We start from the raw sequence: 16,428 nt of genomic DNA on the forward strand, positions 1-16,428 counted from the left end.
TGCGGCGCGTTGCCATATCAACGGGATGGACCGTTCCTTCTTCGCCCGAGACGTGGTCACGGTGGCACGCGCGCTGCTGGGTGCGAAATTGCTGGTCGACGGGATCGGCGGCACGATCGTCGAGACCGAGGCCTATGACGCCAGCGATCCCGCCTCGCACAGCTTCAAGGGTCCGGGCGTGCGCAATGCCGCGATGTTCGGCCCGGCGGGCGCGGCGTACGTCTACCGCATCTATGGCCTGCATCATTGCCTGAACCTGACGTGCGGCGCGGGCGCGGCGGTGCTGATCCGCGCGCTGGCCCCCACTGACGGGCTGGAGCGGATGCGGGCCAGACGCGCGACGACGCAGGCGGACGCGCTGCTGTGCGCCGGTCCGGGCCGGCTATGCCGGGCGCTGGATATCGATCTGGCGCTGGACGGCGCGGCGCTGGACCGGCCGCCGTTCGTGCTGACCGGGCGAACCGAAGAACCCGCGATCCTGGCCACGCCGCGTATCGGGATCACCCGCGCGGCCGACGTGCCGTGGCGCTTCGTATTGGCCGGATCACCGTCGTTGAGCCGCGCGGTCCGCGGCTGACGCCCCGACACGCGGGGGTGGGGCGAGCGCATTGCCCCACCCGCCCCCGGCCGCATCAGTCCTTCAGGTCGCGGATCCAGATGTTGCGGAAGCTGATCGGCGCGCTGGGATCGCCATGGTCCTGCAACTTGATCGGTGCCCGGCCGTGCGCGGTGTAGCGCGGCTGTCCGATATACGTCGTGCCGCCCTTCACCTGCGTGTGGTTCTGCACCAGCACACCGTTGACGTGCGCGGTGACGAACGCCGGCCGCGTCACTGCGCCGTCAGCGCCGAATTGCGGCGCGGTCCACAGGACGTCGACGGTCTGCCACTCGCCCGGCTTGCGCGCCGGATTGGCGAGCGGCGGTGTCTGCTTGTACACCGCACCCAGCTGCCCGTTGACGTAGGTGGGGTTGTTGTAGCTGTCCATGATCTGCAGCTCATACCCGTCGTCGCCGGGACCGGTGGATGCCAGGAACAGCCCGCTGTTGCCGCGCGCCTGCCCCTCGCCGGTGATCGCGGCGGGGATGCGGTATTCGAGATGCAACTGATAATTTCCGAACGACTGCTTCGTCTGGATATTACCGGTGCCCTTCTTCACCGTCACCGTACCGTCGGCCACCGTCCAGCCCGCCGCACCGCCGGTCTTGACCGCCGACCATTTGTCCAGCCCCTTGCCGTCGAACAGCACGATCGCGTCGGCGGGTGCCGGCCAGCCGACGAACGCCCCCGGCGTCACCACCGGCACTGCGGGCGACCATTGCTCGGTCGCCTTCGGATCACCCTGCGGCGCCTGCGCGGCCCCGGCCGTCGACGCCAGCAACAGCCCGGCGCCCAGCACGATACCCTTCATAGCTCCCATCCCTTTCGATACTCCCGATCCAGATAGCGGTTCGCATCCGCGACGTTGGTAATCCGTCCGGCCGCTCCGTCATAGTCGATCGCGCGCCCGGCGCGCAGCGCGACGACGCCCAGCAGCATCGTCTCGGTCAGCGGCACGGCGGTGGCGAACGGGCTGGAGATCGCCTCCTCGCCGCGAATCGCGCGGATCCAGTTCATCTCGTGGCCGCCCATCCCGCCCTGAATGCGCGGCAGCGATGTCGGGATCGCCGCAGCGCGTTCCTCGACGCCGTCGCCGATCAGCACCGGATTTTCGCCGTAGGTCTCGTGCATCAACATGCCGCGGTCGCCGATGTAGAGCACGCCGCCACCCGGATCCATCTTCGCGCCGGCCGGCATCCCCGGCGGGGTCGGGGGCATCAATCCGCCATCGTACCACGTCATGCGGATCGGCCCCCCTTTCGCATTGCCGAAGTCGAAATAGCTGACCGTCGCCAGCGGATAGCTGCCGTCGGCCGGGTTCTTCGGATCGCCCCACACGCTGTGCCGCGTCTCGACGCGCGTCGGCAGCCCCGGCTCCAGCGCCCAAACCGGAAAGTCGACCAGATGCGCCCCCATGTCGCCCAGCGCGCCGGTTCCGAACGGCGCCCAGCCGCGCCAGTTGAAGTGCGCGTACATCGGGTTGTAGCCCCAATCGACCGCCGCCGGCCCGCGCCACGCATCCCAGTCGAGCGAGGCGGGCATCGCCACCGCTTCCGGACGCGCCACACCCTGCGGCCAGATCGGACGATTGGTCCACACCTGCACCTCCCGCACGCGCCCGATCGCGCCGCCGCGCACGATCTCCACCGCGCGCCGCCCGTCGTCGCCGGAATGCCCCTGGTTGCCCATCTGCGTGACCAGCTTCGGATTGGCGCGCGCCAGTTCGGCCAGCACGCGCCCCTCGCGCACGGTGTAGGTCAGCGGTTTCTGGACATAGACGTGCAGCCCGCGCTCGATCGCCATCTTTGCCGCCACCGCATGATGGTGGTCGGGCGCGGCGATGACCACCGCATCCAGATCCTTCCGGGCGTCGAACATGCGACGGTAATCGGCGTATTTCGCGGCCTTGTCATACGCGGCCTTCAGTGCGGCACGTTTCGGATCGCCGACCGACCTGGCGACGTGCGCCATGTCGACGTCGGTCATCGCGACGATGTTCTGCGACGTGAGCTTGTCCATGTTCGACGCGCCCATCCCGCCCGCGCCGATCACCGCCACGTTGACGCGGTCGCTGGCGGCACGGCGGCGCTGCCGCTGCGCGGTGGCGGCGGGGGCGCCCCCCATTCCGACCGCCAGCGCCGCGGCGCCGCCCATCCAGCTGCGACGGTCGATCCTCATACCTGCCTCTCCCGGTCATCGTTATGGCGGCAGGATGGTCGGATCGGCCAGCAAACTCAAGCAATTAGAAAAACGATTTGAACGATTTGCGCCGGGATCACGGCAACGGATACGGCCCCTTGCCCTTGTCGGCGATAAAGCGGTCGGTGCGCTGGTCGATCATCGGCAACGGCACGGATCCCAGGCTGAGCATCGCATCGTGGAAGGCGCGGATGTCGAACTTGTCGCCCAGCGCCTTCTGCGCCTTGGCCTTGGCGTCCAGGAACGCCAGCTCGCCCATGTAATAGCTCAGCGCCTGCCCCGGCCACGCGATGTAGCGGTCGACCTCGGTGGTGATCTCGTGCGTCGACAATGCGGTATTGTCGCGCAGGAAGGCCTGCGCCTCCTCGCGAGTCCAACCCTTGGCATGGACGCCGGTATCGACCACCAGCCGCGCGGCGCGCCACATCTGATACGACAGCATGCCGAACGTCTCATAGGGTGTCTCGTACATCCCCATGTCCTCGCCCAGCGCCTCGCAATACAGCGCCCATCCCTCGCCGAACGCGGAGATATATTCGTCGCGGCGATATTCGGGCAGGTCGGTCAGCTCCATCGCGAACGGCATCTGGAACGCGTGCCCCGGTGCGCTTTCGTGCAGCGTCAGCGCCGGTAGCGAATAGAGGCCACGCGACGGCAGGTCGTAGGTGTTGACCAGATAGATCCCCGGACCGCCGCGCCCGCTGGTGTAGAACGGCGCGATATCCGGCGCGACCGGCTTGATCGCGAAGCGCATCCGCGGCAGGCGCCCGAAATAGGTCGCCGCCTTTCCGTCGAAGGTCTTGGCGATCCACGCCGCGCGGTTCAGCAATTCCTGTGGTGTCTTCGCGTAGAATTGCGGATCGGTGCGCAGGAAGTTCAGGAACGCCGGCAGGTCGCGCTGCCACTTCACCTGCTTCATGACAATCTGCATCCTCGCGCGGATCTTGGCGACCTCGCGGACGCCGATGTCGTGGATCTGCTCGGGCGTCAGGTCGCGGGTGACGAACTCGCGAACCTTCGACCGATAATATGCATGCCCGTCGGGCAGGTCGTAGGCGGCGAGTGCGGTCCGCGATCCCGGAAAATATTCGTCGCGCAGGAACGCCTGCAACGTCCGGTGCGCGGGCACCACCGCGCCGGCGATCACGCGCCTGGCCTCCGCGCGCAATGCCGCCTGCCTCGCCGCTGGGATCGTCGCGGGCAACGTCTTGAACGGTGCGTAGAAAGGCGATCCCTCCCCTGCCCCGGCCTGCACGATCTCGGCCACGCCGGCATCGCGGCCCTGCAACGTCACCTTCGGCGGGGTGAAACCGCGTTTCAGCCCGGCGCGCATATTGGCGATCTGCTGATCGTAATAACGTGGCAGGCTCGACAATTGCGACAGGTAGCGCCGCAGCGCCGCCTCGTCCCGGTAATCGTCGCGCGCCATGCCGCCGACGTTCATCCAGAAACTGGTGTCGGCGTTCAGCGGCTTCTCATATTCGCGAAACCTTTGCTCGGCGAGCAACGCGTCGATCTGCCCGCGATAGACGACATAATCGTCGCGCGCGCCGGCCGACAGCTTCGCCGGATCGATCCGGTCGAGCGCGGCCATCGTCTCGGTCCAGCGCTTCAGCATCGCCGCCTGCGCCGCTGGCCCGACATCGGGCAGCGTCGCGCGTTGGCTGGCGGGCGCATCCTCATCCGGCCCGTTCAGCGTCTTGCGCCACGCATATTCGCTTTCGGACAGGCGACGGAACGCCACATCGCTCGCCGGAGCCGGCACGGGGGTGGCGGCCGCAGCGGGCGCGGCCAGCAACAACGTCAGTGCGAGCGCGATCGTCATGGCTTCTCCTTCGTCACATCGTCAATATCGCGGAGCAGCGCGCGCGACACCAGCACGCCCTCCCGCTCGCTGATCGGGCGTTGCGCGTGACGGCGCGAACCCGGCACCCGCGCGCCCTGTCCTTCGATCGCGGCGAACACGCGTTCGGCGCGCGCCAGATGCTCCGCCGCCGCCGGCCCCAGAAACCCGGTGGGATCGAGCGCCAGGATCAACTCGCCACCGAGCGGCGATCCCTTGCGCCCCGCATCCCACGCGATCGATTCCGCGCTGGTCAGGTCGCCGATCAGCGGCCCGGCGAGCAGTTCGACCATCAGCGCCAGCGCCGATCCCTTGTGCCCGCCGAACGTGCGCATGGCGCCTGCCAGCACCTGCGCCGCATCGGTCGTCTCGCCGCCACCGGGCGCATGGCCCCAGTCGGCGGGCACCGGCGTGCCCGCGCGGCGATGCAGCTCGATCTCGCCCCGTGCCACCGCGCTGGTCGCGAAGTCGAACACGAACGGCGCGGCACCGGCGCGTGGCCAGCCGAACGCGATCGGGTTGGTCCCGAACACCGGCCGGGTGCCCCCGGCCGGCGCGACCCAGGCGTGGTTGGGCGTGACGGCCAGCGCGACCAGTCCGCGCTCGACCAGCGCCTCCACCTCGGGCCACAGCGCCGCGAAATGCACGACGTCGTTCAATGCCAGGGCCGCGATGCCGTTGGTGCGCGCCGCCGCGACCAGTGCGTCGCGCCCGGTGGCGAACGACAGCTGCGCGAACCCGCCCTTGCCATCGACGCGCATCACCCCCGCCGCGCGCCGCTCCAGCACCGGCACCGCATCCGGTACGACCACGCCTGTCGCCACCGAATGCGCGGCCACCAGCAACCGGTACAGCCCGTGCGCGCCGCATCCGTCGCGCTCACCCGCGACGATCGTCTCCGCCACCGCCTCGACATGCGCTGGCGCCAGTCCGACCCGCGCCAGCGTCGCGCACGCATAGTCGCGCACCTCCGCCAGCGTCATGCGAACCTGGGCATCGCTCACGTCATCGTCGCGGGCTTGGCGGTGAACAGCCGCACGCCGAACACCGGCCCGGCGCTGTTCCGGTCATGCGGTACGAAGCGCACCTTCACGCGTGTCTTGCCCTTCGTCAACGCGAGGGGCAGCGGATAATCCACGTCGAAGAACGCGCCCGGCTTGTCCGCGTCGAGCGTCTGGGTCGCCACACGTTGATTGTCGACCAGAATGTCGAAACTGCGCTGCCGCTCGTCACCCCAATAGGTCGCTTGCAGGATCAACGGCCCCGGCTTCACCGCCATCGTGAACTCGAAGAACCCGCCGGTGCGCGCGTCGCGCCCATTCCGCCCGCGATACACCAGCGGATAGGAAATCTCCGACGTCAGCCCGTGATCGCGCTCGGGCTGCATCTCGCCCAGGTGCATCACGTCGACGGAGCGTGCGGCCAGATCCTTTTGCCGGGCCTGTTCGGCCAGGAACGCGGTCTCCTCCACCTTCCACTGCGCATCGGTGAAGCGCTTGAAATACACCGCACTGCGTCGGTCGTACTGGCGATAGAACGGCACGAACGCCAGGTCGGCGGGACGCATCAGCCCCTTGGTGGCATATTGCGCTTCTTCGGCGGAAACCGTCGCGAATGCGGCAAGCAGGTCGTCGCCGACCATCGCCGGATCGGCCTTGTCCCATTCGCCATCCGCGCGGCCGAGATCGGCGGCGAGCACCAGCGGCCCGCGCAGCACCGCGATCGTCTGCGCATCGCCGGGCGTCGCCTCGATCCTGAGGTCCAGCGGAAGGCGGATCGTCACCGCGTCCCCCGCCTTCCACCGCCGCGTGACGATCGCATAACCGCCGGCCTGCGTCGTGTCCGCTGGCTTGCCGTTGACGAACACCTCATGGGCCTTCGCCCAGCCGGGTACGCGCAATGCGACCGGGAACGTGCCCGATTTGCCCAGCGTCGCGAAGGTCAGCGTCGCCTCACCCGCGAACGGATAGGCCGTCTCCAGCCCCAGTGTCGCGCCGCGTTCCTTCCACGTCGCGTCGGCGGGGATGTAGAGGTTGACGATCAGCGCGTCGTCGCCGGTCCAGAAGATGCTTTCGCCGTGTTTGGCATGGCTCTCCATGCCGGTGCCGACGCAGCACCAGAATTCCTCGCCGTCACGCGCCGAATAGTCGCGCTTCGTGCCGGTCATCAACGGCGTCATATAGGTAAAGCCGCCGTTCACCGGCTCCTGCTGCGCCATCACATGGTTCAGGTGCGCGCGTTCGTAATAATCGAACAATGCGCCGTCCGGTTGCCAGCCGTACAGCTGTCGCGTCAGCTTCAGCATGTTGTAGGTGTTGCAATGCTCGCACGTCTGTTCGGTGATGTGCTGCGCGATCGTGTCGGGTTCGCTGAAATATTCGCGGTCGGCATTGCCGCCGATCACATAGCTATGGTGACGCGTCACCTGCTCGAAGAAGAAGCGCGCCGCGGTCGCCTGCTCGGGCTTGCCGGTGATCTCGTGCAACCGCGCCAGCCCGATCAGCTTGGGCACCTGTGTATTGGCATGGAAATTCGCCAGCTGGTCGCGCTTTTGCGTCAGCGGGTCGAGATTGCGCTTGTCGTAGATCCGCTCCGCCAGCCGCAGCCAGCGCGCGTCGCCGGTGCGCGCATGCAGTTCGGCGAAACTCTCGTTCAGCCCGCCGTATTCGCACGCCAGCATCACCTGCACCTGCTCGTCGGTGAGCGCGGCGAACACCTTGTCGATATAGCCGCCCAGCCCGGTCGCGATCGCCATCGCCTGATCGTTTGACCCGATATGGTCGATGACGTCGAACAGCCCGGTGTAGAGCTTGTGCCAGTTATAATAGGGCACCCAGCAGCCGTTCAGGTCGAAACCGGCGGACCGGATGTCGCCGCGCATGATCTCCGGAAAGATCTCCTTGCCGTCCACGACGGTGCCGTCCTTGCGCTTGCGCGTGAAGCCAGCGACGTATCCGTCGCCGTTCGCCGCCTGACACTTCGCCAGTTCGGCGACGATATAGCCCGCGCGCGTCTTGCACTCCGCGCACCCGGTCTGCGCATGGGTCAGCGCCAGCGCCGACAGGTAATGGCCCAGCGTGTGGCCCGCGATCGTATCGCTTTCCCATCCGCCATATACCGCCGCCCTGGGCGTCATCCCGGCGAACTTGTGGAAATTGTGCAGCAGCCGGTCGGGCGACAGCCGCAACAGGTAAGCACGATTGACTTCCACCGCACGCGCGAAGTCGGAAGGGCGCAACCGCACGGCCGATAATGGCAGCGGGCGCGCCTTGGTCGGAAGCCCCGATCCGGGCTGTGCCGCCGCCGGAAGGGCGAGCATCGGCACCGTCGCAGACGACATCAGGAACGTACGACGACCGAGCAGCATTTCTTTCTCCCAGGAATATTGTATACGATAGCTTCGTGCGGATCGGAGTCAACCGATCTACAAACGGTAAAAGGGTGGGGCGATGCGCAGGGCGAATTTGTATCTTGCTGGAATAGCAATGAGTACCGGTGCGTTGCTTCATGCCGCGACTCCGGCGCCGGGTCGCCACGTCGTCGGCGCGCTGGCACTCACGCTCGATTCGGCGAGCCAGACGCTGCTCCACCTTTCGCCCGTCGGCGAACCCGATTTCGACTTCGCGCCGGGCGATCGCGCCACCGAACGTGCCGGCGACGGCTATGCGCAGGTCGGCGACCTGCACCTGCGGCTGCGCGCGCCCGGCGCTGCGTGGCGCGACTTCGCCTCGTCCGGTCATCGTGTGCCCGTCCGCGCGCTCTCGACCAGTGGCGACGTGCTGGCGAACGCCGACATGACCGCGACGATGGGCAGCGGGTTCCCGCTGACGGTCGAGCGTGCGTGGTTGCGTGAGCGCGGGGCGCCGGTGCTGCGCTTTACGCTCGTCAATCGCGGTACTACGCCGGTCGAGATCGGCGCGCTGGGGATGCCGATGGTGTTCGACAACATCATCACCGATCGCACGCTCGAACAGGCGCATGCCAAGGGCAGCTTCGTCGACCCCTATATCGGCAACGACGCCGGCTATCTTCAGGTCACGCGCCTCAACGGCAAGGGGCCGGCCTTGCTGGTGCTTCCCGACGGGCGGACCCCGCTGGAGCAATATCGCATCCTCCACGAGGCCGGGAAGGCACCCGCCGGCGACATCTTCACCGACCGCACGAAACGCCAGCAGACCTTCGAGGGCTTCTACGACTGGATGGTCGCCAGCGCGGCCATGAAGGACGCCGGACAGCAGTGGAACCCCGGCACCGGCTTCACGCTCGCCCCCGGTGAGCGACGCAGCATCGGCGTGCGGCTGGTCGCGGCACCCTCGATCCGCGGCATCGAGCAGACGTTGCAGGCGGAGCGCCGCCCGGTGGCGATCGGCCTGCCTGGTTATGTGGTGCCCACCGACAGCCCCGGCGACCTGTTCGTCCAGTCACCACAGGCAGTCCGGGACGTCACCGTCACGCCCGCGAACGCCCTGACGTTGACTCCGGCGGCAGGGCCAAAGGGCTGGAACCGCTGGCGCGTCACGGGCACCGGCTGGGGCCGTGCGCGAGTGGCGATCACCTATGCCGACGGCAGCGTGCAGAGCGTCCACTATTTCGTCACGAAACCACTGGCGCAGGTATCCGCCGACCTCGGCCGTTTCGCCACGACACGGCAATGGTTCGACGACAAGGGCGATCCATTCCACCGTGGACCTTCGATCCTCAGCTACGATCGCGATGCCGACCGGATCGTCACGCAGGATCAGCGCGTATGGATCGCGGGCCTCAGCGACGAGGGCGGCGCCGGGGCCTGGGTTGCAGCCGCGATGAAGCAACTCGATCACCCGGTCCCGGCCGAAGTCGCCAAGCTGGAGCGGATGGTGGACGAAACCGTGCTCGGCAAATTGCAGGTCGAGGCAGGCGGGGTGAAGAAAAGCCTGTTCTACTACGATCCCAAGACGTTCCGCGGTCATTACGACAAGAGCATCGACTGGTCGTCATGGGCATCATGGGACCGCAAGCAGGCCGACGACCTTGGCCGTTCCTACAATTACCCGCACGTCGCGGTCGGGCATTGGGTGCTCTACCGGCTGGCGCGCTATCATACCGGCCTCGTCACCCGCCACGATGCCCGCTTCTACCTCGACCGCGCCTATCGGACGACGGTCGCGATGGTCCGCGACGCGCCCCATTACGCGCAGTTCGGGCAGATGGAGGGTGAGGTCTTCCTGGAGGTTCTCGCCGACCTGAAGCGCGAGGGGATGACCGCGCAAGCCGCAGAGGTCGAACGGCTCATGAAGGTGCGCGCCGACCATTGGCGCACGCTTGCCTATCCGTTCGGCAGCGAGATGGCGTGGGATTCGACCGGCCAGCCCGAAGTTTATGCGTGGATGCAGCATTTCGGGCACCCGCGTGAGGCGGAGGTCACGCGGGAGGTGATCCTCGGCTACGATCCTACCGTGCCGCACTGGGGCTTCAACGGCAACGCGCGCCGCTATTGGGACTTCCTCTACGGCGGCAAGGTGCAACGGATCGAGCGTCAGATCCACCATTATGGCTCGGCGCTCAACGCGGTGCCGCTGTTCGATGCCTTTCGTCGCAATCCCGCCGACCTCCACCTGCTGCGCGTCGCCTATGGCGGTTTCATGGGTGGCATCACCAACGTCGACCGCGACGGCTTCGCCTCGGCCGCCTTCCACTCCGAACCCGACATGATGCGCTGGGATGCGTACAGCGGCGACTATGGCATGGGCTATTTCGGTCACGCCTACGCCGCCGCGACGTATCTTGTGCGCGACGCCACCTTCGGCTGGCTTGGTTTCGGCGGCACCGTCAGGGAGGAGGGCGAAACGGTTGCGGTCGTTCCGCACGACGGCGCACGCACCCGGTTGTTCGTCGCCCCGGCCGGGCAGTGGATCACGCTCGCCGCGGGCACGATCGCCAGCGCACGCTGGGTGCCGTCGACGCGGCGCATCGAACTGACGCTGGATGCGGCAACCGCGACGACGCCGACCGCCCATCTGTCGGTCGAGGCACCAGCGGGCGGGGCGGCCTATGTCGTCGACCATGGCAGGACGGAGCGCGGCTTCACGACGCTTCCGCTAGCCGCAACGCCGACGGTGGTGACGCTCACTCCACGCTGACCGCCGCATCTGCGAGCGTGGCGCGGTAATCCGGGACGGGGCAACCTGACCCGGATCGCCGCGCCATGCTCGCGACGACGGTACTGGAGCGCTTTCCGACCAGGTTGGATCATCGGCACGGCGGCGATTTCGGGCTGGGGCGAGGCGCGAGGAGGGAGCGATACCGCAGCATCGTGACCGACAAGCAACGCTGCCCCGGATCGAAAGCGCCCCGCCGCGCATGCGGTCGCCCGCAGAGCGATGACGGTGGTTCAACCTGGTCGGAAGACGCTCTAGCGTGGCCCGCCGAGCGTCCGCAGGAAGAAATCGTATTCGCGGCGCTGCCCGTAAGCGACCGGCTCGCTTGAGCGACCTGCCGAATGCTCGCCGTTCGGCACCACCAGCAGTTCGAAATCCTTGTCGGCGCGGACCAGCGCATCGACGACCTGCATCGTCGAGGCCGGGTCGACGTTCGAATCCTGTTCGCCGACGACCAGCAACAGCTTGCCCTGCAACTTGTCCGCATGGATCACGCCCGATGCGGCAAGGTAGCTCGCATCGACCGGCCAGCCGAGCCATTGTTCGTTCCAGTCGATCTTGTCCATGCGGTTATCGAAACACCCCGCGAACGCCACCCCGGCCTTGTAGAACTCCGGGTGGAACAACAACGCGTTCAGCGTGCTTTGCCCGCCCGCCGACCCGCCATAGATACCGACCCGCGACAGATCGACCGCGGCATCCTTCGCCGCCAGCGCGCGCAGCCACGCGATGCGATCGGGAAAGCCGCTGTCGGCCAGGTTCTTCCACGCGACGTCATGAAATGCCTTGGATCGGTTCGCCGTGCCCATTCCGTCGATCATCACGACGATGAAACCCAGATCGGCGATCTGCTGCATCCCCATCGCCTTGTCGCCACCCGAAAAGCCGCCGAACGGCCAATATCCCTTGGGTACGAAGCTGTCGTGCGGGCCGGCGTAGATGTTCTCGATCACCGCATAGCGCTTCGCCGGGTCATAGTCGCGCGGGCGCACCACCAGCCCGTAGATGTCGGTCGCGCCGTCGCGGCCTTTGGCGACGAACGGCGCGGGCGGGCGATAACCGGCGGCAGTCAGCGCGCGCACGTCGCCACGCTCCAGCGTGTCGATCACCGCGCCGGTGATCGCATCGCGCAATTCCGCCACCTCGGGTACGTCGGTGCGCGAATGCACGTCGACGAACAATGTGCCGTCGGGCGAGAAGCGCGCCTCGTGCGTTTCGTCGCCGCGGGTCAACCGGGTAAGATTGCGGCCGTCGAAGTCCACCCGGAACCAGTGTTTGTGGTACGGGTCCTCGCCCGCCGTCATGCCGCTGGCAGAGAACCAGATGCGCCGCTTATCGTCGTCGACGCGTGCGATATCGCGCACCACCCACTTGCCGCGCGTAATCTGCCGCTTCACCCGCCCGGACGCGGCGTCGACCAGATACAGGTGCCGCCACCCGTCGCGCTCCGACGCCCAGATCAGTTCGCGTCCCGCGCCGCCGACATCGTGCGCGAAGCGGCGATCGCCGTACACGAACGTTCCCGTCTGCTCGGCTACCGCAGCATGCGCCGCGCCGGTCGCGGCATCCACCGCCACCACCTTCGTCTGCTGGAACCCGCGTCGCATGTAATCGAACGCGAAGCTGCGCCCGTCCTTGCGCCACGTGATCTCGCCGAGCTGCCACGGGTTCGGGAACAAGGCGTCGTCCACCTCCGTCCGCCGCCCGTTCGCCGCCTCGAACAGCACCGGTCGCTCCTGGTCGATCGCGTCGCCGGGCTTGGGATAGAGTTGCTCGGCCAGCACCGGCTGCACCTGCCCCGGCGGTGACGACACCACGCGCGTCACGATGCGGCGATAGCCCGGCCGGACCCGATACAGCGCGACATGCCTGCCATCGGGCGACCAGGCGATCGTCTCCGGATCGTAGAAGTCGCCGGGGCTGCCGTCCTGGCTGCGCCACGCCTCCGCGCCGCCATCGGCACGCCGCACGACGAGATTGTCGTCGATCACCAACGCCTCCCATGCCCCGTCCGGGGAACGATGCGGCGTGTTGAGCGCCGGCACCTTCAGGTCGCGCACCACCCCGAACCCGCGCGGGCGCCTGTGCGGTTCGTCGGCCCTGACGCAGGCATAGTCGGTCAGCGTACAGCGCCACGCCTGATACTCGATCGCGAAGCCGATCGCGCGGCGTCCGTCCTCGAACGCGAACTCCTCGAACGGCAACCGCAAGGCATCGACCGGCTTGGCCAGCGCCGCCCCCAGCCCGCGTGCCAGCGCCGCGGCGTCGAACGCCGCCGCCTTCGCGCGCGTCGCGACATCCACGTCGACGAAAGCGAAACCACCCGCCACGGTCTTGCGATAATGGACATGCCGGCCGTCCGCATCCCATGTCGCGGGAAAGGCGATGTCGCGCGTCAACCACTGCCACTCCTCGCGCAACGCGATCGAGCGGGCCACGCGCGGGTCGGTCTCCGCCAGCGCCGGTGCGGCGAGCAGCGCGAGCGCCAGCAACGCCCGCCTCATCGCGCCGCATCCAGCGTGAAGGTCCAGTCGAGCGGGGCCAGCGGCACGCGATATTTCATATGCGGTCGTCCATCCGTGCTCCACCCCGTATCCCCGCCAACCCCGCTTTGCGCGGCATCGATCAGCAACGTTCCCGCACCATGCGCGCGGATATCGCTGCTGCGCGCACGCGGCTTCTCCATCAGATCGGCATAAGCGAATGGCAGCGCGTTGACCGCCAGCGGCCGGTCTCCGGCGACGCGCACCCCGGCCCCGTCACCGCGCGTCACGTCGATCCAGCGGACATCCTGCTTGCTCCCCGATTCCTGCGGGCGCGCATAGCCGTGATATTGATCCGCCAGCTTGCCCTGCCATTCGCCGATCAGCGCCGCGGTCTTGCGATCGGCGTAATTCTCCCACGGCCCGCGCCCATACCAGCGGATGCGGTCAAGCGTAGCGGGCATCCGGAACTGCACGCCGATCCGCGGCGGATCGGGCAGGTCGTCGCGGATCGGCTGAAAGTGCACCGCCGCCCGCGCTCTTCCGCTGGCGTCCATCGTCCAGCGCGTCACCACCTTCACCGATCCCACGCCCATGTCATGGCGGACGACGATCGCGTTACCCTCCACCGCCAGCGCGTCGAGCCGCCGGCTGTTGCTGAACTGCTCCCACATCCGGTGGGTCTTGGTCACGCCGGTGCCGACATCGTTATCGGTCGGCGCGCGCCAGAAATCGGGCGCGCCACCAGTCAGCAAGGTCGCGCCGCCACGTGCATAGCGACGCACCAGCCCGCTCGCCTTGTCGATCTCCAGCACCGCATCGCGCGCGGTCAGCCGCCACGCGTCGCCGCTATCGACCGGCGCGACGCCGCCTGTCGCGTCGGCCAGCGCGCGCGGTGGCGACAGGGCGAATTGCTCCCATGCGACGACATGCCCCGCCGCGACCAGCGGGATCGCACCTTTCGTCGCATGCGCGCGCAGCACCAGCATCCGCTCCGCCGCCGCATCACGCGCCACCGGCACTGCGAAGGACAACGGCGCGCGCGCACCGGGCGCGACCTGCGGCACCGTGACCGCGCCGTGCGCCACCTCTCGCCCGTCTTCCATCACCGCATAATCCAGCGTGAAGCGCGACAAATCGATATGGTCGTGGCGGTTCAGCACCGCATAGCCGTTGCCGTCGCGCACGAATGCGATCGGCGCATACACCTTGGCCAGCTCGTAATACTCCGGATCGGGCGTCCGGTCGGACCGGATCACCCCGTCGCCGACCGGGCCGTCGTCGCCGTCCGGCACGAAATCGCGCCCTTGTGCCCAATATTCACGGCCTTGTTCATCCTTGCGGATCACCGTCTGGTCCACCCAGTCCCAGACGAACCCGCCCTGCAATTTGGGGTGCGCGTGGATGACGTCCCAATAATCCTGGAAGTTGCCGAGGCTGTTGCCCATCGCATGCGCATATTCGCACAGGATCAACGGCTGGGTGAATTCGGGCCGCACCGCATAATCGACCATCTTTTCCACGTCGTCATACATCGGCGCGAAGATATCGACATAGGCATTGGTGGGGTGCCGCCACCCGCTCATGCTATGCCCCAGAAAACTCACCAGTCGCGTATTGTCGCGCGCCTTCACCCACTTCGCCGCCGCTTCGAAGCTGCTGCCGATGCCGGTTTCGTTGCCCAGCGACCAGAAGATGATCGACGGATGGTTCTTGTCGCGCTCCACCATCCGCTCCACCCGGTCGAGATGCGCGGCCTTCCACGCCGGCTTGTAACCGAGCAACGTGCCCTGCGGATCGCCGTTCTGCTGCGCGTCGCTAAGATAGCCGTGGCTCTCGATATTGGCCTCGTCCATGACGTACAGGCCGACTTGATCGGCAAGGTCGTACAGCCGCGGATCGTTGGGATAATGCGAGGCGCGCACCGCATTGACGTTGGCCGCCTTCATCAACTCCAGGTCGCGGCGCAGCGTTGCTTCGGAGACGATGCGGAACGTGCGCGGATCGTGTTCGTGACGGTTGACGCCGCGGATCATGATGCGGCGGCCATTGACCCGCACCTCCCCGCCGTCGATCGCGACGGTGCGGAAGCCGATCCGCCGCGCGGTCGCCTCCACCACGCGGCCCCTGGCGTCGAGCAATTCGACCAGCAACGTATAGAGTTCGGGCGTCTCCGCGCTCCACGCCCGCACCACAGGGATCGTCCCGGTCAGCCGCGCGGTGCGACCCGCGTCCGGCACGCCGTCCCGCTCCAGCAGCGTACGCTTACCATCCATCACACGCGCCCGCACCCGCACGCCTGCGTCCCCGCCGGCCACCGCGACATTCAGGGCCAGCGTGCCGTCGCGATATTCGTTCGCCAGCCCGGCGCGCACATCCACGTCGCGCAGGTGCGTGGCTGGTGCGGCATAGAGCGTGACGCTGCGCTCGATCCCGTTGACACGCCAGAAATCCTGATCTTCCAGATAGCTGCCGTCGGCATAACGATATAGCTCGATCGCCACGATGTTGCGTCCCGGACGCATCGCCGCCGTGACGTCGAACTCGGCGGGCAGCTTGCTGTCCTCGGAATAGCCGATCCGCTGCCCGTTGACCCACAGGTAATAAGCCGCGCCCGCCGCGCCGACCGTCAGCAACAGGCGACGTCCGGTGAAATGCGCCGGCACCAGCACCTCGCGCCGGTACGATCCCACTTCGTTCAGCTTGTGATCGATCCATGGCTGGTTTTTCGGAAACGGATAACCGCTGCCGACGAACACCGGCGTGCCCTGCCCCTCCGCCTGAAGAATGCCGGGCACCGCCATCGTGCTCCAGCCGCTCACGTCGAAGTCAGGCTTTTCGAACCCGATGGGGCGCGTTTCGGGCGTCGGCGACCGCCGGAATTGCCATCGGCCGTCCAGCGACAGGTGATAACGCGAACGCCGCGGCTCGGCGCGCAACGCAGCGGCGGCGGTCTCGAAACCGTCGAACGTCGCATGCATCGGCTCGGCACCGATGCGGATCACCTCGGGGCGCTCCCATTCCGACGGCGTGGTGGCGACGGCGGGCGTTAGCGCCTGCGCAGTCGCGCTCGCCATGGCAAGGGTGGACACCAGCATGGCGAACGCGGTGCGACGTGACATTCTCTTCTCCCCCGGTCGGCGGCCGACGCTGACGCCGGCCGCCCAG

The 16,428-nt window shown here is 67.5% G+C and carries 9 protein-coding genes; 2 read left to right on the plus strand and 7 right to left on the minus strand.

The features are described 5' to 3' along the window. The first annotated feature begins 25 nt into the window (after window positions 1-25). Window positions 26-577, plus strand: a complete 552-nt coding sequence (locus ASE95_RS03450; RefSeq protein ID WP_056631460.1) for a DNA-3-methyladenine glycosylase — start codon at window positions 26-28, stop codon at window positions 575-577. Window positions 578-632: 55 nt separating this feature from the next. Here ASE95_RS03450 and ASE95_RS03455 read toward each other — a convergent pair whose 3' ends face one another. The 5 genes from ASE95_RS03455 to ASE95_RS03475 form a co-directional block, all read right to left on the minus strand. After that, complete coding sequence (locus ASE95_RS03455) at window positions 633-1,409, minus strand: 3-keto-disaccharide hydrolase (protein WP_056631463.1); 777 nt, start codon at window positions 1,407-1,409, stop codon at window positions 633-635. Beyond that, entirely contained in the window at window positions 1,406-2,776 is a 1,371-nt protein-coding gene (locus tag ASE95_RS03460; protein ID WP_082449496.1) for a Gfo/Idh/MocA family protein, read from the minus strand. Before ASE95_RS03460 ends, ASE95_RS03455 begins: the two co-directional genes overlap by 4 nt. Before the next feature lie 97 nt (window positions 2,777-2,873). Beyond that, window positions 2,874-4,622 carry a DUF885 domain-containing protein gene (locus ASE95_RS03465; protein WP_056631468.1) on the minus strand — a complete coding sequence of 583 codons (1,749 nt, stop codon included), beginning with the start codon at window positions 4,620-4,622 and terminating at the stop codon, window positions 2,874-2,876. Further along, entirely contained in the window at window positions 4,619-5,623 is a 1,005-nt protein-coding gene (locus ASE95_RS03470) for an Ldh family oxidoreductase (RefSeq protein WP_082449962.1), read from the minus strand. The genes ASE95_RS03465 and ASE95_RS03470 overlap by 4 nt, the downstream gene beginning before the upstream one ends. Before the next feature lie 17 nt (window positions 5,624-5,640). Next, window positions 5,641-8,007 carry a glycoside hydrolase family 127 protein gene (locus ASE95_RS03475; protein WP_056631474.1) on the minus strand — a complete coding sequence of 789 codons (2,367 nt, stop codon included), beginning with the start codon at window positions 8,005-8,007 and terminating at the stop codon, window positions 5,641-5,643. Window positions 8,008-8,125: 118 nt separating this feature from the next. Between ASE95_RS03475 and ASE95_RS03480 the strand changes: the two genes are divergently transcribed. Continuing rightward, window positions 8,126-10,759 carry a DUF5695 domain-containing protein gene (locus tag ASE95_RS03480; RefSeq protein WP_200918729.1) on the plus strand — a complete coding sequence of 878 codons (2,634 nt, stop codon included), beginning with the start codon at window positions 8,126-8,128 and terminating at the stop codon, window positions 10,757-10,759. 272 nt (window positions 10,760-11,031) lie between these two features. On the opposite strand, the gene ASE95_RS03485 is transcribed toward ASE95_RS03480, so the two are convergent. Both ASE95_RS03485 and ASE95_RS03490 read right to left on the minus strand, forming a co-directional pair. Beyond that, the gene (locus ASE95_RS03485; RefSeq protein WP_056631480.1) at window positions 11,032-13,281 is read right to left on the minus strand and encodes a S9 family peptidase; all 2,250 of its coding nucleotides are present in this window, start codon (window positions 13,279-13,281) and stop codon (window positions 11,032-11,034) included. Further along, window positions 13,278-16,382, minus strand: coding sequence for a glycoside hydrolase family 2 TIM barrel-domain containing protein (locus ASE95_RS03490; protein WP_056631483.1), 3,105 nt, complete (start codon window positions 16,380-16,382; stop codon window positions 13,278-13,280). Before ASE95_RS03490 ends, ASE95_RS03485 begins: the two co-directional genes overlap by 4 nt. Window positions 16,383-16,428: the final 46 nt, after the last annotated feature.

Source organism: Sphingomonas sp. Leaf231 (assembly GCF_001421995.1).
Taxonomy (GTDB): domain Bacteria; phylum Pseudomonadota; class Alphaproteobacteria; order Sphingomonadales; family Sphingomonadaceae; genus Sphingomonas.